The sequence below is a fragment of the Pseudomonas sp. UBA7500 genome (assembly GCF_002478435.1).
Classification (GTDB): Bacteria; Pseudomonadota; Gammaproteobacteria; order Pseudomonadales; family Pseudomonadaceae; genus Aquipseudomonas; species Aquipseudomonas palmensis.
This window is the reverse complement of sequence record NZ_DLNW01000050.1, coordinates 140,075-159,835: the sequence shown is the minus strand read 5'-3', so window position 1 is coordinate 159,835 and position 19,761 is coordinate 140,075. Positions and strand designations below refer to the sequence as shown.

Annotated in this window: 16 protein-coding genes; 10 read left to right on the top strand and 6 right to left on the bottom strand. The window is 64.8% G+C overall.

The genetic code is table 11. From position 1 onward, the window contains the following. Window positions 1-1,024 (bottom strand): bifunctional tRNA (5-methylaminomethyl-2-thiouridine)(34)-methyltransferase MnmD/FAD-dependent 5-carboxymethylaminomethyl-2-thiouridine(34) oxidoreductase MnmC (mnmC, locus tag B4I46_RS22015; protein ID WP_286901824.1); only part of this gene is annotated, 1,024 nt, incomplete at its 3' end. Window positions 1,025-1,124: 100 nt separating this feature from the next. On the opposite strand from mnmC, the gene pap reads away from it, so the two are divergent. After that, complete coding sequence (gene pap, locus B4I46_RS22010; RefSeq protein WP_054915862.1) at window positions 1,125-2,615, top strand: polyphosphate:AMP phosphotransferase; 1,491 nt, start codon at window positions 1,125-1,127, stop codon at window positions 2,613-2,615. A gap of 98 nt (window positions 2,616-2,713) precedes the next feature. On the opposite strand, the gene B4I46_RS22005 is transcribed toward pap, so the two are convergent. Next, a complete protein-coding gene (locus tag B4I46_RS22005) occupies window positions 2,714-4,108 on the bottom strand; it encodes a class II fumarate hydratase (protein WP_043862664.1) in 1,395 nt (464 codons plus the stop codon). Window positions 4,109-4,262: 154 nt separating this feature from the next. Here B4I46_RS22005 and B4I46_RS22000 point away from each other — a divergent pair, with 154 nt between their 5' ends. The 7 genes from B4I46_RS22000 to B4I46_RS21970 all read left to right on the top strand — a co-directional run bounded on the left by B4I46_RS22000 (window position 4,263) and on the right by B4I46_RS21970 (window position 12,032). Further along, complete coding sequence (locus B4I46_RS22000) at window positions 4,263-4,790, top strand: DUF2059 domain-containing protein (protein WP_043862665.1); 528 nt, start codon at window positions 4,263-4,265, stop codon at window positions 4,788-4,790. A 12-nt stretch (window positions 4,791-4,802) separates the two neighbouring features. Continuing rightward, the gene (locus B4I46_RS21995; RefSeq protein WP_043862666.1) at window positions 4,803-5,102 is read left to right on the top strand and encodes a BolA family protein; all 300 of its coding nucleotides are present in this window, start codon (window positions 4,803-4,805) and stop codon (window positions 5,100-5,102) included. 109 nt (window positions 5,103-5,211) lie between these two features. Continuing rightward, the gene (locus tag B4I46_RS21990; protein ID WP_043862667.1) at window positions 5,212-6,147 is read left to right on the top strand and encodes a rhodanese-related sulfurtransferase; all 936 of its coding nucleotides are present in this window, start codon (window positions 5,212-5,214) and stop codon (window positions 6,145-6,147) included. A 3-nt stretch (window positions 6,148-6,150) separates the two neighbouring features. Continuing rightward, window positions 6,151-6,783 carry a DsbA family protein gene (locus B4I46_RS21985; RefSeq protein ID WP_043862668.1) on the top strand — a complete coding sequence of 211 codons (633 nt, stop codon included), beginning with the start codon at window positions 6,151-6,153 and terminating at the stop codon, window positions 6,781-6,783. Then, window positions 6,776-8,608 (top strand): ABC transporter ATP-binding protein, encoded by a 1,833-nt coding sequence (locus B4I46_RS21980; protein WP_043862669.1) that lies wholly within the window; start codon window positions 6,776-6,778, stop codon window positions 8,606-8,608. The genes B4I46_RS21985 and B4I46_RS21980 overlap by 8 nt, the downstream gene beginning before the upstream one ends. A gap of 122 nt (window positions 8,609-8,730) precedes the next feature. Continuing rightward, the gene (locus B4I46_RS21975; protein ID WP_043862670.1) at window positions 8,731-11,190 is read left to right on the top strand and encodes an EAL domain-containing protein; all 2,460 of its coding nucleotides are present in this window, start codon (window positions 8,731-8,733) and stop codon (window positions 11,188-11,190) included. 38 nt (window positions 11,191-11,228) lie between these two features. Beyond that, entirely contained in the window at window positions 11,229-12,032 is an 804-nt protein-coding gene (locus tag B4I46_RS21970) for a TenA family transcriptional regulator (protein WP_123752888.1), read from the top strand. 3 nt (window positions 12,033-12,035) lie between these two features. Here the strand turns inward: B4I46_RS21970 and B4I46_RS21965 are convergent, their stop codons facing one another. From B4I46_RS21965 to B4I46_RS21950, 4 genes are all read right to left on the bottom strand, one after another. After that, the gene (locus B4I46_RS21965) at window positions 12,036-12,776 is read right to left on the bottom strand and encodes a YciK family oxidoreductase (RefSeq protein ID WP_054915860.1); all 741 of its coding nucleotides are present in this window, start codon (window positions 12,774-12,776) and stop codon (window positions 12,036-12,038) included. Window positions 12,777-12,889: 113 nt separating this feature from the next. Further along, window positions 12,890-13,561 carry an N-acetylmuramic acid 6-phosphate phosphatase MupP gene (gene mupP / locus B4I46_RS21960; RefSeq protein WP_043862672.1) on the bottom strand — a complete coding sequence of 224 codons (672 nt, stop codon included), beginning with the start codon at window positions 13,559-13,561 and terminating at the stop codon, window positions 12,890-12,892. Between the two features lie 2 nt (window positions 13,562-13,563). Next, on the bottom strand, window positions 13,564-14,262 hold the full coding sequence (gene ubiG, locus B4I46_RS21955; RefSeq protein WP_043862673.1) for a bifunctional 2-polyprenyl-6-hydroxyphenol methylase/3-demethylubiquinol 3-O-methyltransferase UbiG: 699 nt from the start codon (window positions 14,260-14,262) through the stop codon (window positions 13,564-13,566). 61 nt (window positions 14,263-14,323) lie between these two features. Next, entirely contained in the window at window positions 14,324-15,655 is a 1,332-nt protein-coding gene (locus tag B4I46_RS21950) for a TRZ/ATZ family hydrolase (protein ID WP_254996388.1), read from the bottom strand. A gap of 109 nt (window positions 15,656-15,764) precedes the next feature. Between B4I46_RS21950 and mtnA the strand changes: the two genes are divergently transcribed. Both mtnA and gyrA read left to right on the top strand, forming a co-directional pair. Next, window positions 15,765-16,841, top strand: coding sequence for an S-methyl-5-thioribose-1-phosphate isomerase (mtnA, locus tag B4I46_RS21945; protein ID WP_286901819.1), 1,077 nt, complete (start codon window positions 15,765-15,767; stop codon window positions 16,839-16,841). A 257-nt stretch (window positions 16,842-17,098) separates the two neighbouring features. After that, window positions 17,099-19,738 (top strand): DNA gyrase subunit A, encoded by a 2,640-nt coding sequence (gyrA, locus tag B4I46_RS21940; RefSeq protein WP_043862676.1) that lies wholly within the window; start codon window positions 17,099-17,101, stop codon window positions 19,736-19,738. Window positions 19,739-19,761 lie beyond the last annotated feature (23 nt).

The window sequence follows — 19,761 nt, the reverse complement described above, 5'->3', positions numbered from 1 at the left end:
GCAACTGTTCGAGCAGGCGGCGGGTGTAGCCGAAGCCGGCGACGATTAGCCGCGACAGTGCGGTGCCGTGGGCCGACAGCTTCAGGTACAGCACGCCCTGGGGGTTGCCCGAGGCTTCACCGGCAGGGGCGGCGTGGCGCTCCAGCAGGCGTACCTGCCAGCCGCGCGCCGCCAGGCTGGCGGCGGTGGCGCAACCGGCCAGGCCGGCGCCGATCACCAGCGCCTCGCGGGGGCCGGCCAGCGGCGCGGGGCGCGCGAACCATGGGGCAACCGGCGCGAGCGGCGGTTGCTCGGCAGGCCAGCCGGTGAATGCGCCGCGCAGCACTTCCCATTTTTTGCCGATACCCGGAATGCGCTTCATCTTGAAGCCCACCGCAATCAGCCCGCGACGCACCCAGCCGGTGCTGGTGAAGGTGCCAAGGGTGGCACCCGGCGCCGACAGGCGGCCGAGCTGGGCGAACAGCTCGGGGGTCCACATGTCGGGGTTCTTGGCCGGGGCAAAGCCATCGAGAAACCAGGCGTCGATGGGGGCGTCCAACTGCGGCAGCTGTTCCCGCGCATCGCCGATCATCAGGGTCAGGGTCACCCGACCCTGGTCGAAGACGAACTGCTGGAAACCTTCGTGCACCGCCACGTACTGCGCCAGCAGTGGCTGGCTGAACGGCGTCAGCTCGGGCCACAGGGCCAGGGCCTTGGCCAGGTCGGCATGGCTGAGGGGGTATTTTTCGACGCTGACGAAATGCAGGCGTGCCCCGGCCGGTGCACAGTCGGCGAACACCTGCCAGGCGCAGAAGAAATTCAGGCCGGTGCCGAAGCCGGTTTCCCCGATCACCAGGCAACTGCCGTCGGCCATCGCGGCGAAGCGCTGGCGCAGGTCGTTCTGCTCGATGAACACATGACGGGTTTCCTCCAGGCTCTGCTCCTTGGAGAAATAGATGTCGTCGTACTGGCGTGAATACGGGCGGCCCTGTTCATCCCACTCGATCTGGGCGTACTGGGTCGGGGTGGCGGGGGTGTCGTTCATGTTCGGCTCGGCAACAGCGAAGCGTGCATTCTAGCCGATCGCCTTGCGACAAAGGGCTGCGTGATCCGCTAGTCTTGCTTATCCAAGAAGGGAGCCTGGTATGTTCGAATCCGCCGAAATTGGTCACGCCATCGACAAAGAAACCTATGACGCCGAAGTGCCGGCGTTGCGTGAAGCCTTGCTCGAAGCCCAGTTCGAGCTCAAGCAGCAGTCTCGCTTTCCGGTCATCGTGCTGATCAATGGCATCGAGGGGGCCGGCAAGGGCGAAACCGTCAAGCTGCTCAACGAGTGGATGGACCCGCGCCTGATCGAGGTGCGCACCTTCGACCAGCAGACCGACGAGGAGCTGGCCCGGCCGCCGGCCTGGCGCTACTGGCGGGCCTTGCCGAGCAAGGGGCGCATGGGCGTCTTCTTCGGCAACTGGTACAGCCAGATGCTGCAGGGGCGGGTGCATGGCCAGTTCAAGGACGCGGTGCTCGACCAGGCCATCAACGGTGCCGAACGGCTGGAAAAGATGCTGTGCGACGAAGGCGCGCTGATCTTCAAGTTCTGGTTTCACCTGTCCAAGAAGCAGATGAAGGCGCGGCTCAAGTCGCTCAAGGATGACCCGCTGCACAGCTGGAAGATCAGCCCGCTGGACTGGCAGCAATCGCAGACCTATGACCGGTTCGTGCGCTTCGGCGAACGGGTGCTGCGCCGCACCAGCCGTGACTATGCACCCTGGCACATCATCGAGGGCGTGGACCCGAACTACCGCAGCCTGGCAGTGGGCAAGATCCTGCTCGAGGGCCTGCAGAACGCCTTGAAGGCCAAGACCCTGGGGCGCCAGACCAACATCGCGCCGCTGGGCGAATCCATCGACGGACGCAGCCTGCTGGGCAGCCTGGACATGACCCTGCGCCTGGACAAGAACGACTACCAGGAGCAGCTGATTGTCGAGCAGGCCCGTCTGGCGGGCCTGCTGCGTGACAAGCGCATGCGTCGCCACGCGCTGGTGGCGGTGTTCGAGGGCAACGACGCGGCGGGCAAGGGCGGTGCCATTCGGCGCGTGGCCGCCGCGCTGGACCCGCGTCAGTACCGCATCGTGCCGATTGCCGCCCCTACCGAGGAGGAGCGGGCGCAGCCCTACCTGTGGCGGTTCTGGCGGCACATTCCGGCGCGCGGCAAGTTCACGGTGTTCGACCGCTCGTGGTACGGGCGGGTGCTGGTGGAGCGTATCGAGGGTTTTTGCAGCCAGGCCGACTGGATGCGCGCCTATGGCGAGATCAACGATTTCGAGGAGCAACTGCACGACGCTGGCGTGGTGGTGGTCAAGTTCTGGCTGTCGATCGACGAGCAGACCCAGCTGGAGCGTTTTCAGGAGCGCGAGCAGATACCGTTCAAACGCTTCAAGATCACCGAGGAAGACTGGCGCAACCGCGACAAGTGGGACGCGTATTCCGAGGCGGTGGGCGACATGGTCGACCGCACCAGCACCGAAGTGGCGCCCTGGACGCTGGTGGAGGCCAATGACAAGCGTTGGGCGCGAGTGAAGGTGCTGCGCACTATCAACGAGGCGCTGGAGGCGGCGTTCAAGAAAGACAAGAAGTGATCATTGGCCGCATCGCGGGGCAAGCCCGCTCCCACAGGCACTCCATCAGCCTTGTGGGAGCGGCTTGACCCGCGACGGGCTGCATAGCAGACCTTTTTTCAGCCTTTGCCGCCGGCCTCGAGCATCTGCTCCGGCCTTACCCATTCATCGAACTGCGCATCGGTCAGATACCCCAGTTCCAGCGCTGCCTCGCGCAGGGTGGTGCCTTCGGCGTAGGCCTTCTTGGCGATCTGCGCCGACTTGTCGTAACCGATATGCGGGTTGAGCGCCGTCACCAGCATCAGCCCGCGCTCCAGGTGCTCGGCCATCTGCTGCGGGTCTGGCTCGATGCCCGCCACGCAGTGCTGCTGGAAGTTGCGGCAGCCATCGGCCAGCAGTTCGATCGACTGCAGCAGGTTGTGGATGATCACCGGCTTGAACACGTTGAGCTGCAGGTGGCCCTGGCTGGCGGCAAAGCCGATGGTGGTGTCGTTGCCCAGCACCTGGCAGGCCAGCATCGACAGTGCCTCGCACTGGGTCGGGTTGACCTTGCCGGGCATGATCGAGCTGCCCGGCTCGTTGGCCGGCAGGCGCACCTCGGCCAGCCCCGCGCGCGGCCCGGAGCCGAGCAGGCGCAGGTCGTTGGCCAGCTTCATCAGGGCCACGGCCAGGGTTTTCAGCGCACCGGCCAGGGTGATCAGCGGCTCGTGCCCGGCCAGCGCGGCAAACTTGTTGGGCGCGGTGACGAACGGCAGCCCCGACAAGGCGGCAAGCTCGGCGGCGATCGCCTCGGCAAACCCGTGCGGTGCGTTCAGCCCGGTACCCACGGCGGTACCGCCCTGGGCCAGTTCGCACACCGCCGGCAGCGCCGCGCGGATGGCGCGCTGGGCGTAGTCCAGCTGGGCCACGTAGGCCGAGACCTCCTGGCCGAAGGTGATCGGGGTGGCGTCCATCATGTGGGTTCGCCCGGTCTTGACCAGTTGCATGTGGCGTGCGGCCAGTTCGGCCAACCCGCCCGACAGCTCGGCGATGGCCGGCAGCAGTTGCTGGTTGACCGCCTGTGCGGCGGCAATGTGCATGGCGGTCGGGAAGCAGTCGTTGGAGCTCTGCGAGCGGTTGACGTGGTCGTTGGGGTGTACCGGCACCTTGCCGCCGCGGCCCTTGCCGGCCAGCTCGTTGGCGCGCCCGGCCAGCACTTCGTTGGCGTTCATGTTGCTCTGGGTGCCGCTACCGGTCTGCCACACCACCAGCGGGAACTGGTCGTCATGCTCGCCGGCCAGCACCTCGTCGGCGGCCTGTTCGATCAGGCGGGCGATGTCGGCCGGCAGGTCGCCGTTGCGGTCATTGACCCGCGCTGCGGCTTTCTTGATCAGCACCAGCGCGTGCAGTACCGCCAGCGGCATGCGTTCCTTGCCGATGGCAAAGTTGATCAGCGAGCGCTGGGTCTGGGCACCCCAGTAGGCCTCGTCAGGAACTTCAACCGGGCCCAGGCTGTCAGTTTCGATACGGCTCATGCGGTACGCACTCCTTCAATGGCTTGTTTGCGCAGTTTAGGCCCTGATTCGGCATGGCGGTTCCATTGCCTGTCGTCCCTCTTGAGCAGGCTGCCCCAGTCGGCGCAGAATGCTCTACTCTGGGTACGCCCTCTTTTTATTTTAAGGAATTTCGATGACCCGTCTTCGCGCCCTCTGCACGGCTGTCGCGCTGGTCTGCGCCAGCGGCCAGGCACTCGCCGATACCGCCAGCCACAACGCCAGCGCTGAAAAATTCCTGGTGATGGCGCACGCCGACAAACTGGGTACCCCGGTCTACATGCAGGTGCAGCAGATGTTTGCCCAGCGCTTCGAGCAGACCAAGGCGCCGGCGTCCAAAAAGGCCGTGCTTGAAACCTACCAGGCCAAGGCCAACGCCGCCCTGGACCAGGCCATCGGCTGGAACAAGCTCAAGCCGGACATGATCAAGCTGTACACCAGCACCTTCAGCGAATCCGAGCTCAAGGACCTGGTCGCCTTCTACCAGTCGCCACTGGGCAAGAAAGTCCTGGAAAAGATGCCTGCCGTTACCCAGCAGTCGGCCCAGCTGACCCAGCAGAAGCTTGAAAGCGCCGTGCCGGTGGTCAACAAGCTGCTGGCCGACATGACCAACGAGCTGGACCCGTCCGCCGGCAAGGCGGCCGCACCGGCCAAGAAACCTTAAGCGGAGCCCAGCATGTCGATGCAGCAGAAGATCGAACAGAGCCTGGCGGCGCTCGCCCCGCAGCACCTCGAGGTGCTGGACGAGAGCCACATGCACAGCCGGGGCCAGCAGACCCACTACAAGGCCGTGCTGGTCAGCGAACAGTTCGATGGCTTGAACAGCGTCAAGCGCCACCAGAAGGTCTACGCCACCCTGGGTGACCTGATGGGGCAGTTCCATGCCCTGGCGTTGCATACCTACACCCCGCAGGAATGGCAGAAAGTCGGCAGCGCGCCGGCTTCGCCCACCTGCGCCGGAGGCAGCAAACACTGAAATCCCTTTCAGGTTTTTGCTAGAATCCGCAACGCGCCGCCTGTCGGCGCGTTTTTTATTGTCGACCCGGTCCGCCCTTTGCGAGGGTGACCACCTGGAGAATCAAGGCATGACCCAAGCTATCGTCGTGGCGGCGCTGTACAAGTTCGTCACCCTGAAAGATTACGTCGAGCTGCGCGAGCCGCTGCTCGAGACCATGGAGCGCAACGGGGTCAAGGGCACCCTGCTGCTGGCCGAAGAGGGTATCAACGGCACCGTGTCGGGTACCCGCGAAGGCATCGATGGCCTGCTGGCCTGGCTGCGCAGCGATGCACGCCTGGTGGACATCGATCACAAGGAATCGTACTGCGACGAACAGCCGTTCTACCGCACCAAGGTCAAGCTCAAGAAAGAGATCGTGACCCTCGGCGTGCCGGGCGTGGACCCGAACCGGACGGTCGGTACCTATGTCGAGCCCAAGGACTGGAACGCGCTGATCAGCGACCCCGAAGTGCTGCTGATCGACACCCGCAACGACTATGAAGTGGCGATTGGTACCTTCGAGGGCGCCATCGACCCCAAGACCACCACCTTTCGCGAGTTTCCCGAGTACATCAAGGCCAACTTCGACCCTGCCCGGCACAAGAAGGTGGCGATGTTCTGCACCGGTGGCATCCGCTGCGAAAAAGCCTCCAGCTATATGCTCGGCGAGGGTTTCGAAGCGGTCTATCATCTTAAGGGTGGCATCCTGAAGTACCTCGAGGAGGTCCCCCAGGAAGAAACGCGCTGGCAGGGCGACTGCTTTGTCTTCGACAACCGCGTGACCGTGCGTCACGACCTCAGCGAAGGCGACTACGACCAGTGCCACGCCTGTCGTACCCCGATCAGCGTGGAAGAACGGGCCTCCGAGCATTATTCGCCAGGCATCAGCTGCCCGCATTGCTGGGACAGCCTGAGCGAGAAGACCCGGCGCAGCGCCATCGATCGGCAGAAGCAGATCGAGTTGGCCAAGGCCCGCAACATGCCGCACCCGATCGGCCACAACTATCGCAAAGCCGAGGTGTGATGGATGACCGCTCGCCTGCTGTATGTAATGGACCCGATGTGCTCCTGGTGCTGGGGTTTCGCACCCGTGGCCGAGGCCCTGATACGGCAGGCGCGCGAGGCCGGCGTGGACACCCACCTGGTGCCCGGCGGCCTGCGCTCGGGCAGCAGTGCGCTGGATGCCTCCACCCGGCGCTACATTCTTGAACACTGGCAGGCGGTCAACCAGGCCACCGGCCAGCCGTTCCAGCTCGAGGGCGCGATGCCCGAAGGCTTTGTCTACGACACCGAACCTGCCTGCCGCGCGCTGGTGGCTGCACGCAGCCTCGACCCGCAGCGGGCCTGGACGCTGCTGGGGATGATCCAGCAGGCGTTCTACCAGCGCAGCGAAGACGTGACCCTGCCGGTCAAGCTGGTGGAGCTGGCCGAGCAGGCCGGTTTCGACCGCGCCGCCTTCGCCGAGGCCTTCAGCAGCGGCGACACCCGCAGCGCCACCGCCGCCGACTTCACCTGGGTGCAGGACCTGGGCATCGCGGGCTTCCCGACCCTGCTCGCCGAGCGCAATGGCCAACTGGCCCTGCTGACCAACGGCTACCAGGCCCTGGGGGCGCTGCAGCCGCTGCTGGGGCGCTGGCTGGAGCATGCGGTCAATGCTTGACCTGCCTGGCTCCCCCGACCCGGTGCCCGGGCCGACGCCGGCACCTGTCGATCGCTTGAGCTGGGCCGAGATCCGGCGCCTGGCGCAACACCACAAGAAAGCCCTGTGGACTGCCAACGGCGTGGCCGTGCTGGCGGCCCTGTGCAGTGTGCCGATTCCGCTGCTGCTGCCGTTGCTGGTCGACGAAGTGCTGCTGGGGCACGGCGATGCGGCGCTCAAGTGGATGAACAACCTGCTGCCCGCCAGCTGGCAGGTGGCGGCCGGCTACATCGGCCTGATGCTGGTCTTCACCCTGACGCTGCGCTGTGCGGCACTGGCCTTCAACGTGGTGCAGGCCAAGCTGTTCGCCGGGCTGGCCAAGGACATCGTCTACCGGCTGCGCATCCGCCTGATCGAGCGGCTCAAGCGCATCTCCCTGAGCGAGTACGAGAGCCTGGGCAGCGGTACGGTTACCACGCACCTGGTCACCGATCTGGACACCGTGGACAAGTTCGTCGGTGAAACCCTCAGCCGCTTTCTGGTGGCCATGCTCACGCTGGCCGGCACCTCGGCGATCCTGTTGTGGATGCACTGGCAGCTGGCGCTGTTGATCCTGCTGTTCAACCCGCTGGTGATCTTTGCCACGGTGCAGTTGGGCAAGCGGGTCAAGCACCTGAAGAAACTCGAGAACGACAGCACCTCGCGCTTCACCCAGGCACTGACCGAAACCCTGGATGCGATCCAGGAAATCCGTGCCGGCAACCGCCAGGGCTACTTTCTCGGGCGCCTGGGCATGCGTGCCCAGGAGGTGCGCAACTATGCGGTGTCCTCGCAATGGAAGAGCGATGCCAGCAGCCGCGCCAGTGGCTTGCTGTTCCAGTTCGGCATCGACATCTTTCGCGCAGCGGCCATGCTCACGGTGCTGTTTTCCGACCTCAGCATCGGCCAGATGCTGGCGGTGTTCAGCTACCTGTGGTTCATGATCGGCCCGGTGGAGCAGTTGCTCAACCTGCAGTACGCCTACTACGCGGCAGGTGGTGCGCTGAGCCGGATCAACGAGCTGCTGGCGCGCAGCGACGAGCCGCAGTATCCCGGCGGCATCGACCCTTTCGCGGGGCAGACCACCGTGGGCATCGAGGTGCGCGGGCTGCGTTTCGGCTATGGCGAGGAGCCGGTGCTGGACCAGTTGAACCTGTCCATCGCACCCGGCGAGAAGGTGGCCATCGTCGGCGCCAGCGGCGGCGGCAAGAGCACCCTGGTGCAGCTGTTGCTGGGCCTGTACAGCGCCCAGGCCGGCAGCATCCGCTTCGGCGGTTCGACCTTGCAGGAGATCGGCCTGGAAACCCTGCGCGAGCATGTGGCGGTGGTGTTGCAGCACCCGTCGCTGTTCAACGACACCGTGCGCGCCAACCTGACCATGGGCCGCGAGAGTACCGATGAGGCCTGCTGGCAGGCGCTGCGCATTGCCCAGCTCGACGCCACCATCGCCGCGCTGCCGCAGGGCCTGGACAGTGTGGTGGGACGTTCGGGCGTGCGTCTGTCCGGCGGGCAGCGCCAGCGTCTGGCGATAGCGCGCATGGTGCTGGCCGAGCCCAAGGTCGTCATTCTCGATGAGGCCACCTCGGCGCTGGACGCGGCCACCGAGTACAACCTGCACCAGGCGCTGAGCCGCTTCCTCAGCGCCCGTACCACCCTGATCATCGCTCACCGCCTGTCGGCAGTGAAGCAGGCCGACCGCGTGCTGGTGTTCGACGGCGGGCATGTCGCCGAGGATGGCGGTCACCAGCAGCTGATCGCCGAGGGCGGGTTGTACGCCAAGCTCTATGGGCATTTGCAACAGAGCTGAGGGCCTTCTACTGTACAACTGTTGTACAGGTGAAAAAGGGCCTGATGGCAGGTGGCAAATGGCCTAGGCTGTGTCTGTGCAGGATGAGACTCATCGGGCTGCGCATTGCTGCAAGGGACCTCATGAAGCAGAAACGGACTCTCGAAGCGCCCAGGTTGTTGGGCATCATCTGGCCTTTTGTGGCGGTCGTACTGTTCCAGGCCTTGCTGGGGGGCATCAGCCTCTATGCCTTGTCGGCCGTGCGCGGTTATGTGGCGGGCGAGAGCCTGTGGTCCAAGGGGCAGAAGGACGCCATCTACTTTCTGAGCCTGTATACCGACAGCCGGGACGAGGCGGCCTACCAGAAGTACCGGCAGGCCATCGCCATCCCCCAGGGTGGGCACCAGCTGCGCACCGCGCTGGACGCCAAGCCCCTGGACCTGGCCGCTGCGCGCCAGGGCATCCTCAGGGGCGGCAACCACCCGGATGACATCGACAGCGTCATCTGGCTCTACCTGAATTTCCGCCATGTCAGCTACATGGAACGCGCCATCGAACGCTGGTCGGTGGGGGACGACTACCTGCAGCAGCTGGATGCGCTGGCCAACCGGATCCACCAGGGTATCGTCACCGGGAATGTCACTGCGCAGCGGGTTGCAGCCTGGAAGGGTGAGATCGCCGCGATCAACGAGGCGGTAACCCCCGCCGCCATGGCGTTCAGCGATGCCCTGGGCGAAGGATCGCGCATGCTGTTGCGCCTGCTGCTGGTGGTCAACCTGGCCACGGCACTGTTTCTGATTGCGCTGGCCTGCCTGCGTACGCACAAGCTGCTGGCGCAGCGCCAGGCCTTTGCCAGCGCCCTGCAGGTGGAGAAGGATCGGGCGCAGATCACCTTGCAGTCGATTGGCGATGGGGTGATCACCACCGATGTCGAGGGCTGTATCGCCTACATGAACCCTGCCGCCGAGCAGTTGACCCACTGGAGCGCCGGACAGGCCCAGGGCCTGCCGCTGGCGGCGCTGTTCAGCCTGTTGGACGACAACGCCGAAAAAGACAGCCTGTCCCTTACCGAGCGCATTCTGAGCGGTACCCTCAAGGGCGGCAGCGAGCACGCCAAGCTGATCCAGCGGCTGGACGGCAGCACGGTGTCGGTGGCCCTGGTGGGCTCGCCGATCATCAGTGACGGTCAGGTCAGTGGCATCGTGCTGGTGCTGCACGACATGACCCAGGAGCGCCAGTACATCGCCAACCTGTCGTGGCAGGCCACCCATGATGCCCTCACCGGGCTGGCCAACCGGCGCGAATTCGAATACCGGCTGGAGCTGGCGCTGGGCGACCTGGGCCGCCAGGCGGCGCGCCACACCCTGCTGTTTCTGGACCTGGATCAGTTCAAGCTGGTCAACGACACCTGTGGCCATGCGGCGGGCGACGAATTGCTGCGTCACATTTGCGCGGTGCTGCAGGCGGGCGTTCGCGAGGGCGATACCCTGGCGCGCCTGGGCGGCGACGAGTTCGGTATCCTGCTGGAGAACTGCCTGCCCGAGCAGGCCGAGCGCATTGCCGAGAATCTGCGCCAGACCGTGCAGAGCCTGCACTTCGTGTGGAAGGGGCGCCCGTTCATGACCACCGTGAGCGTGGGGCTGGTCCACCTGCAACTGGCACCCCATACGCTGGAGGCCTCGCTGCGTGCGGCCGACATGGCGTGCTACATGGCCAAGGAGAAGGGGCGCAACCGGGTGCAGGTGTACCACCCCGACGACACCGAGCTGTCCATGCGCTTTGGCGAGATGGCCTGGATCCAGCGCCTGCACATCGCCCTGGAGGAAGACCGCTTCTGCCTGTATGCCCAGGAAATCGCACCACTGGCGGCCGGTGAGTCGGATGCCGGTCATCTGGAAATACTGCTGCGCCTGCATGATGAGAGCGGGCGCATCATCCTGCCCGACAGCTTCATCCCGGCCGCCGAACGCTATGGGCTCATGACGGCCCTGGATCGCTGGGTGGTGAACAGAGTGTTCAAGGTGATTCGCCAGGCGCTGGACGAGGGGCGAAAGGGACCATTGGCAATGTGCGCCATCAACCTGTCGGGCAGCAGCATCGGCGATGACAAGTTTCTGGATTATCTGCAGCGCCAGTTCGTCGAGTACGCCATACCGCCTGAAATGATCTGTTTCGAGATCACCGAAACCAGTGCGATTGCCAACCTGGGCAGCGCCATCCGTTTCATCAACGAATTGAAAGGGCTGGGTTGCCACTTTTCGCTGGACGACTTCTGCGCCGGGATGTCGTCGTTTGCCTACCTCAAACACCTGCCCGTGGACTTCCTGAAAATCGACGGGAGTTTCGTCAAGGACATGCTTGACGATCCGATTAACCGGGCTATGGTCGAAGTGATCAACCATATTGGCCACGTCATGGGCAAGCGCACCATTGCCGAGTTTGTCGAGACGCCCCTGATCGAACAGGCGCTGCATGAAATTGGTGTCGATTACGCCCAGGGCTACCTGATCGAGCGGCCGCAGGTGTTCACCTGTGAAAGCTTGCAACGCCGGCGTATCCGTTCGCGACCCTTGCTGTTCAGGACGCCGGGGACGTTTCGCTGAGCGTTCACTTCAAATCACAAGGATGTAGGGATATGACAGTGATTGATGCATTTGAGCGAGTGGGTCCATTGATGGACGCGCAAAGTTACCCACGCTGGGCTCAGAAACTGATCGAGGATTGCAGTGCGAGCAAGCAGCGGGTGGTAGAGCATGAAATCTATCACCGCCTGCGCGACGGCAAGCTGAGCCAGCGCACCCTGCGCCAGTATCTGATCGGCGGCTGGCCGGTAGTCGAACAGTTTTCGGTGTACATGGCGCAGAACCTGGCCAAGACCAGTTTTGCCCGCCACCCGGGGGAAGACATGGCGCGTCGCTGGCTGATGCGCAATATCCGTGTCGAGCTCAACCATGCCGACTACTGGGTGCACTGGGCCCAGGCGCACGGGGTCAGCCTGGACGATCTGAACGAGCAGAACGTGCCGACCGAGTTGCAGGCGCTGAGTGACTGGTGCTGGCATACCTGTGCGGCCGATTCGCTGATCGTGGCCATGGCCGCGACCAACTATGCGATCGAAGGCGCGGTGGGGGAATGGTCGGCGCTGGTGTGTTCGACGGATACCTACGCCAACGGCTTTCCCGAAAGCGGGCGCAAACGCGCCATGAAATGGCTGAGGATGCACGCGCAGTATGACGACGAGCACCCTTGGGAGGCGTTGGAGATTATCTGCACGCTGGCGGGCAACAACCCACCACAGGCGCTGCAGACCCAGCTGCGTCGTGCGATCTGCAAGAGCTACGACTACATGTACCTGTTTCTGGAGCGCTGCCTGCAGCTGGAGCAGTCCCCACAGGCCGAGCCGGGCTCCACTGCCCGTTCGCGCTCGGCCCTGGTCGGCGCCTGAGGCCTACTGTGCGTTGAGCGCCTGGCCGTTGATGCCCTTGCTGTCCGGGCCCATCAGGTAGAGGTAGACCGGCATGATCTGCTCGGGCAGCGGGTTGTTCTCCGGTGCCTCGGCGGGGTAGGCCTGGGCGCGCATGCTGGTGCGTGTGGCGCCCGGGTTGACGCTGTTGGCGCGCACGGGGGCAACGTTCTCCAGCTCGTCGGCGAGGGTCTGCATCAGGCCTTCGGTGGCGAATTTCGATACGCCATAGGCACCCCAGTAGGCCCGGCCCTTGCGCCCGACGCTGCTGGAGGTGAACACCACCGAGGCATCCTCAGACAGCTTGAGCAGCGGCAGCAGGGTGCTGGTGAGCATGAACATGGCGTTGACGTTGATGTGCATGACGCGCATGAAGTTCTCGCCCGACAACTGCTCCAGCGGGGTACGCGGGCCGATGATGGAGGCGTTGTGCAGCAGCCCGTCGAGACGACCGAATTCGTTTTCCACCATCACTGCCAGCTCATCGTACTGATGGGGCAGGGCGGTTTCGAGGTTGAAGGGCACGACCACCGGTGCCGGATGGCCGGCTGCGGTGATCTGGTCGTGCACCTCGTTGAGGTTGGCTTCGGTCTTGCCCAGCAGCAGTACCGTGGCGCCATGGGCAGCGTAGGCCTTGGCAGCAGCGGCGCCGATGCCGCGACCGGCGCCGGTGACCAGGATGACCCGGCCGTTGAGCAGGCCGGGGCGGGCGGTGTAGTCGAACATGGGATTCCCTCGAGATCGTGGTGAGGCATTCGCCGGCACGGCCGGCTCCTACAAATCGATGCGGTGTTGCAGGAGCCGGCCGTGCCGGCGAAGCTTTTGGCGGGTGTCGGCGATCAGCAGCCGCACAGGGCGCTGTCGAGCACCTTGCGCAGGTCCAGCGGATGATCGACCACCACGTCCGCGCCCCAGTTGTTGGGGTTGTCCTCTGGATGAATATAGCCGTAGCGCACCGCTGCGGTGCGGGTGCCGGCGTCGCGGCCCGACTCGATGTCGCGCAGGTCGTCACCCACGAACAGCACGCTGGCCGGGTCCAGGTTCAGGGTCTTGCAGGCCAGGATCAGCGGCTCGGGGTCGGGCTTGCTGTTCTTCACGTGATCCGGACAGATCAGCAACGAAGATCGCTCGGCCAGGCCCAGCTGCTGCATGATCGGCTCGGCGAAGCGTACCGGCTTGTTGGTGACCACGCCCCACAGCAGGTTGCCTTTTTCGATGTCGGCCAGCAGCTCGGCCATGCCGTCGAACAGCTTGCTGTGCACCGCGCAATCCTTCTGGTAGCGCTCGAGGAATTCCAGGCGCAGCGCCTCGAACTCGGGGGCTTCGGGGCTCATCGCGAACGCGGCGGCGACCATGGCTCGGGCGCCACCGGAAATCACCTCGCGAATCCGTTCGTCGTCGATTGCCGGCAGGCTGCGGTCGGCCAGCATGGCCTGGCAGATGGCGATGAAATCCGGCGCCGTGTCGAGCAGGGTGCCGTCCATGTCGAAAAGTACTGCTCGCAAACGCATGCTCATTCCTCGCGCAGGGTCTGGATCATGTAGTTGACGTCGACGTCGCTGGCCAGTTTGTAGTGCTTGGTCAGCGGGTTGTAGGTCAGGCCGATGATGTCCTTGACGCTCAGGCCCGCTTCGCGGCTCCAGGCGCCCAGTTCGGACGGTCGGATGAATTTCTTGAAGTCATGGGTGCCGCGCGGCAGAAGCTTCATGATGTATTCCGCACCGATGATGGCGAACAGGTAGGCCTTGGGGTTGCGGTTGATGGTGGAGAAGAATACCTGGCCGCCGGGCTTGACCATGCGGTAGCAGGCGCGGATCACCGAGGAGGGGTCGGGTACGTGCTCGAGCATCTCCAGGCAGGTGACCACGTCGAACTGCTCGGGCATTTCCTCGGCCAGGGCTTCGGCGGTGATCTGCCGGTATTCCACCTCGACGCCGGACTCCAGCTGGTGCAGGCGGGCGACGGCCAGCGGCGCTTCACCCATGTCGATGCCGGTGACGGTGGCACCCCGCAGGGCCATGGCCTCGCTGAGAATGCCGCCGCCACAACCGACGTCGAGCACTTTCTTGCCGGCCAGCTTGACCCGCTCGTCGACCCAGTTGACCCGCAGCGGATTGATGTCGTGCAGTGGCTTGAATTCGCTCTCGCGGTCCCACCAGCGGTGGGCCAGGGCTTCGAATTTGGCGATTTCGGCGTGGTCGACGTTGCTCATGGAACGGTCCTCAGAAACTTTGATAATTCGCTACAGGTCGGCAGCCGTGGCTGCCGACGGGTTATTCGTGCTGGCCGCCGATACGCTGGCCCCAGCCACAGGCGCTGGCATGCAGGGCCTGTTCGTCGAGCCGGGTGAGGCGGCGCTCATCGAGCAGTTGCCGGCCGGCCACCCAGACGTGTCTTGCGCAGTCCCGCCCGCTGGCATACACCAGTTGCGAGACCGGGTCGTAGATCGGCTGCTGGGCCAGGCCCGACAGGTCGAATGCCACCAGGTCGGCAGCCTTGCCCAGCTCCAGCGAGCCGGTTACGGCCTCCAGGCCCAGGGCGCGGGCGCCGTTGAGGGTTGCCATGCGCAATGCGCGATGGGCATCCAGGGCGCTGGCCGAACCTGACACGGCCTTGGCCAGCAGGGCCGCGGTACGGGTTTCACCCAGCAGGTCGAGGTCGTTGTTGCTGGCGGCGCCATCGGTGCCTATGGCTACGTTGACGCCAGCCTGCCACAGGCGTTCCACCGGGCAGAAGCCGCTGGCCAGCTTGAGGTTGGATTCAGGGCAGTGCACCACGCTGGTGTTGCTTTCTACCAGCAGGGCCAGGTCGTCGTCGCTGACCTGGGTCATGTGCACGGCCTGCAGGCGCGGGCCCAGCAGGCCGATGCGTGCCAGGCGCGCCAATGGCCGCTCGCCGCACTGGTCGATGGACTGCTGCACCTCGAAGGCGGTCTCGTGCAGGTGCATGTGCACCGGCGCGTCCAGCTCTTCGGCGATCACCCGGACCTTTTCCAGGTTGGCGTCGCTGACCGTGTACGGTGCGTGCGGGCCCAGGGCCACGGTGATGCGCGGATGGTGGCGCAGGTCGCCGAACAGCTCCACGCCCAGGTGCAGGCCTTCGTCGAAGGTGCGGGCGCCGGGAATCGGGAAGTCCAGCAACGGCACTGCGATCTGCGCGCGCATGCCGCTGTCGTGCACGCATTCGCTGGCGATCTTGGGGAAGAAGTACATGTCCGAGAAGCAGGTGATGCCACCCTTGAGCTGTTCGGCAATGGCCAGGTTGGTGCCGTCGCGCACGAAGGCTTCATCGACCCAGCGGGCTTCGGCGGGCCAGATGTGCTCCTGCAGCCAGGTCATCAGCGGCAGGTCGTCGGCCAGGCCGCGAAACAGCGTCATCGCGGCGTGGCCGTGGGCGTTGATCAGGCCGGGGGCGAGCAGGCAGCCGGGCAGCTCGCGCACCTCGGTGGCCTGCAGGCGCAGGGCGTCTTCGCGCGGGCCGATGAAGGCGATAAGGCCGTCGCGGATACCGATGCCGTGGCCCTTGAGTACCACCCCGGCCGGTTCGACGGGCACCAGCCACGAGGGCAGGAGCAACAGGTCGAGGGGAGGGGCAGGCTTGGGCATGTGCGAAAATCCCGGTATCGCGGAAGGTGGGGGCGAAGTATACCCGAGCGTCCGCGGCTGGGGCTCGTTATAATCGTGCGCTTTTGATGTCCGAATGACGGGGTGAGGCATGCGCGATCGACTGTTGGCTGCGGAGAAGGTGACGGCCATCGATTGGCGGGATGGTGCCCTGTATCTGCTCGACCAGCGTGCGCTGCCGTTCGAGCAGCGCTGGCTGGCGTATACCGATGCCGTCGGGGTGGCCGAGGCCATCCGCACCATGGTGGTGCGCGGCGCCCCGGCCATCGGCATCAGTGCGGCCTATGGCCTGGTGCTGGCGCTGCGCCAGCGCCTGGCGGATGGCGATGACTGGGAAATGGCTCTGGAAGAGGACTTCGAGCTGCTGGGCGAAGCCCGTCCCACCGCCGTCAACCTGTTCTGGGCACTGAACCGCATGCGCGAGCGGCTGTTGCGGATCAAGGCCGGGGATGACGTGCTGGCGATCATGCTGGCCGAAGCCGAGGCCATCCACGAAAGCGACCGTGAAGCCAACCTGACCATGGCCCAGCTGGGCGCCGAGCTGATCCGCAGGCACCAGGGCAGCGAGCAGGCCATCCTCACCCACTGCAATGCCGGCGCGCTGGCCACGGGCGGGTTCGGCACTGCGCTGGGGGTGATTCGCGCCGCGTACCTGGAAGGCATGGTGGAGCGGGTGTACGTGGCCGAGACCCGGCCCTGGCTGCAAGGGTCGCGGCTGACCGCCTGGGAGCTTGCCGGTGAAGGGGTGCCGGTGACCATCGGCGTCGATTCCGCCGCCGCGCACCTGATGAAGACCAAGGGCATCACCTGGGTGATCGTCGGCGCCGACCGCATCACTGCCAATGGCGACGTGGTCAGCAAGATCGGCACCTACCAGCTGGCGGTCAATGCCATGCACCATGGGGTTCGCTTCATGGTGGTGGCGCCCAGTTCGAGCATCGACCTCAACCTGGCCAGTGGCGAGGAGGTGATGCTCGAGGAGCGGGATGTCAGCGAGCTGCTGGAGGTGGGCGGCGAACGGGTCGGGGCCGGGGTAGAGGCCTTCAATCCGGTGTTCGATGTGACGCCGGCAGACCTGATCGACGTGATCGTGACCGAAAAGGGCATCGTCGAGCGTCCGGACACGGCCAAAATGGCGCAGTTGATGTGCCGCAAGCGGTTGCATTGAAGTCCGCGCCGCGCCCTTTGCCGGCAAGCCGGCCTCATATCGGGCGGCGGTTTGCCATACTCCCAAGCCTATCGGGACTGTGGTAACATCCGACGGTTTCCAAGACCGCCTCCCGAGGCGGTCTTTACTGCGCAGATCCATGGCATAACTCGTTGATTTGTCGTAAGTCGCTGCCGGTCATCTGCTTGCAGCGGCGAGCTTCGTTCGTCCCATATGGATGTGACGAGGTTTCACCAGAAAAAGGAATCAGGCTTCTCATGGGCGAACTGGCCAAAGAAATCCTACCGGTCAATATCGAAGACGAACTGAGACAGTCCTACCTCGACTACGCGATGAGCGTCATTGTCGGGCGTGCACTGCCCGATGCGCGTGATGGCTTGAAGCCCGTGCATCGCCGCGTTCTGTTTGCGATGAGTGAACTGGGTAACGACTGGAACAAACCGTACAAGAAATCCGCCCGTGTGGTCGGTGACGTGATCGGTAAGTATCACCCCCACGGTGATACCGCGGTCTACGACACCATCGTCCGTATGGCCCAGCCGTTCTCGCTGCGCTACCTGCTGGTGGACGGCCAGGGCAACTTCGGTTCGGTGGACGGCGACAATGCCGCGGCCATGCGATACACCGAAGTGCGCATGACCAAGCTGGCGCACGAGCTGCTGGCAGACCTGCACAAGGAAACCGTCGACTGGGTGCCCAACTACGACGGCACCGAGCAGATTCCGGCGGTCATGCCGACCAAGATCCCGAACCTGCTGGTCAACGGCTCCAGCGGTATCGCCGTGGGCATGGCGACCAACATTCCGCCGCACAACCTCGGTGAAGTCATCGACGGTTGCCTGGCGCTGATCGACAACGCCGACATCACGGTCGATGAGCTGATGCAGTTCATCCCGGGGCCGGACTTCCCGACTGCCGCGATCATCAACGGTCGCCAGGGCATCATCGAGGCCTACCGTACCGGTCGCGGGCGCATCTACATGCGTGCCCGCTCGACGGTCGAGGACATCGACAAGGTCGGTGGCCGCCAGCAGATCGTGATCACCGAGCTGCCGTACCAGCTGAACAAGGCGCGGCTGATCGAGAAGATCGCCGAGCTGGTCAAGGAAAAGAAACTCGAGGGCATCACCGAGCTGCGCGACGAGTCCGACAAGGACGGCATGCGCATCGTCATCGAGCTGCGCCGTGGCGAAGTGCCGGAGGTGATCCTCAACAACCTCTATGCCCAGACCCAGCTGCAGGCCGTGTTCGGCATCAACATCGTGGCGCTGATCGACGGCCGTCCGCGGGTGCTGAACCTCAAGGACCTGCTCGAGGCGTTCGTGCGTCACCGCCGCGAGGTGGTCACCCGCCGTACCGTGTTCGAGCTGCGCAAGGCCCGTGAACGCGGTCATATCCTCGAGGGCCAGGCGGTCGCACTGTCCAACATCGACCCGGTCATCGCCCTGATCAAGGCTTCGCCGACGCCGTCCGAGGCCAAGGAAGCGCTGATCGGCACGCCGTGGGAGTCCAGCGCCGTGCAGGTGATGGTCGAGCGCGCCGGCGCCGATTCCTGCCGCCCGGAAACCCTCGACGAGCAGTACGGCCTGCGTGATGGCAAGTACTACCTTTCGCCCGAACAGGCCCAGGCCATCCTGGACCTGCGCCTGCACCGCCTGACCGGCCTGGAGCACGAGAAGCTGCTGGCCGAGTACCAGGAGATTCTCAAGCAGATCGGCGAGCTGATTCGCATCCTGAACAACGCCGAGCGCTTGATGGAAGTGATCCGCGAAGAGCTGGAGCTGATCCGCGCCGAGTATGGCGACGTGCGCCGCACCGAGATTCTCGATGCACGCCTGGACCTGACCCTGGGTGACATGATCCCGGAAGAAGACCGCGTGGTGACCATCTCCCACGGCGGCTACGCCAAGACCCAGCCGCTGGCGGCCTACCAGGCCCAGCGCCGTGGCGGCAAGGGCAAGTCGGCCACCGGCGTCAAGGACGAGGACTACATCTCGCATCTGCTGGTCGCCAACAGCCACACCACGCTGCTGCTGTTCTCCAGCAAGGGCAAGGTGTACTGGCTCAAGACCTACGAAATCCCCGAGGCGTCGCGTGCCGCACGTGGCCGTCCGCTGGTGAACCTGCTGCCGCTGGGCGAGGGCGAGGTCATCACCACCATGCTGCCGGTGGAGGAGTACACCGAAGGCCACTTCATCTTCATGGCCACCGCCAACGGCACCGTGAAGAAGACCCCGCTGGAGCAGTTCAGTCGTCAGCGCAGTGTCGGCCTGATCGCGCTGGAGCTGGACGAAGGTGACATCCTGATTTCCGCCTCCATCACCGATGGTGAGCGCGAGGTCATGCTGTTCTCCGATGCCGGCAAGGTCACCCGCTTCAAGGAGTCCGACGTGCGTGCCATGGGGCGTACCGCCCGCGGTGTGCGCGGCATGCGCCTGGCCGAGGGGCAGAAGCTGATTTCGATGATCATCCCCGAAGAAGGCAGCCAGATCCTCACCGCTTCCGAGCGTGGTTTCGGCAAGCGTACCGCCATCGCCGAGTTCCCCGAGTACAAGCGTGGTGGCCAGGGCGTCATCGCCATGGTCAGCAACGATCGCAACGGCCGTCTGGTCGGTGCGGTACAGGTGCAGGAAGGCGAGGAGATCATGCTGATTTCCGACCAGGGCACCCTGGTGCGTACCCGTGTCGGCGAAGTCTCCAGCCTGGGCCGCAATACCCAGGGCGTGACGCTCATCAAGCTGGCCAGCGACGAGACCCTGGTGGGTCTGGAGCGGGTGCAGGAGCCGTCCGACGAGGAAGACGACGAAGATTTCGTGGCGGATGCCGAGGCTGACGTGGACGCCGGCGAAGGGTCGTCACTGGACGCTGCAGCTGACGAAGAGACGCCGCAGGAATAAATTGTAGTAGCGCAACCTATGGG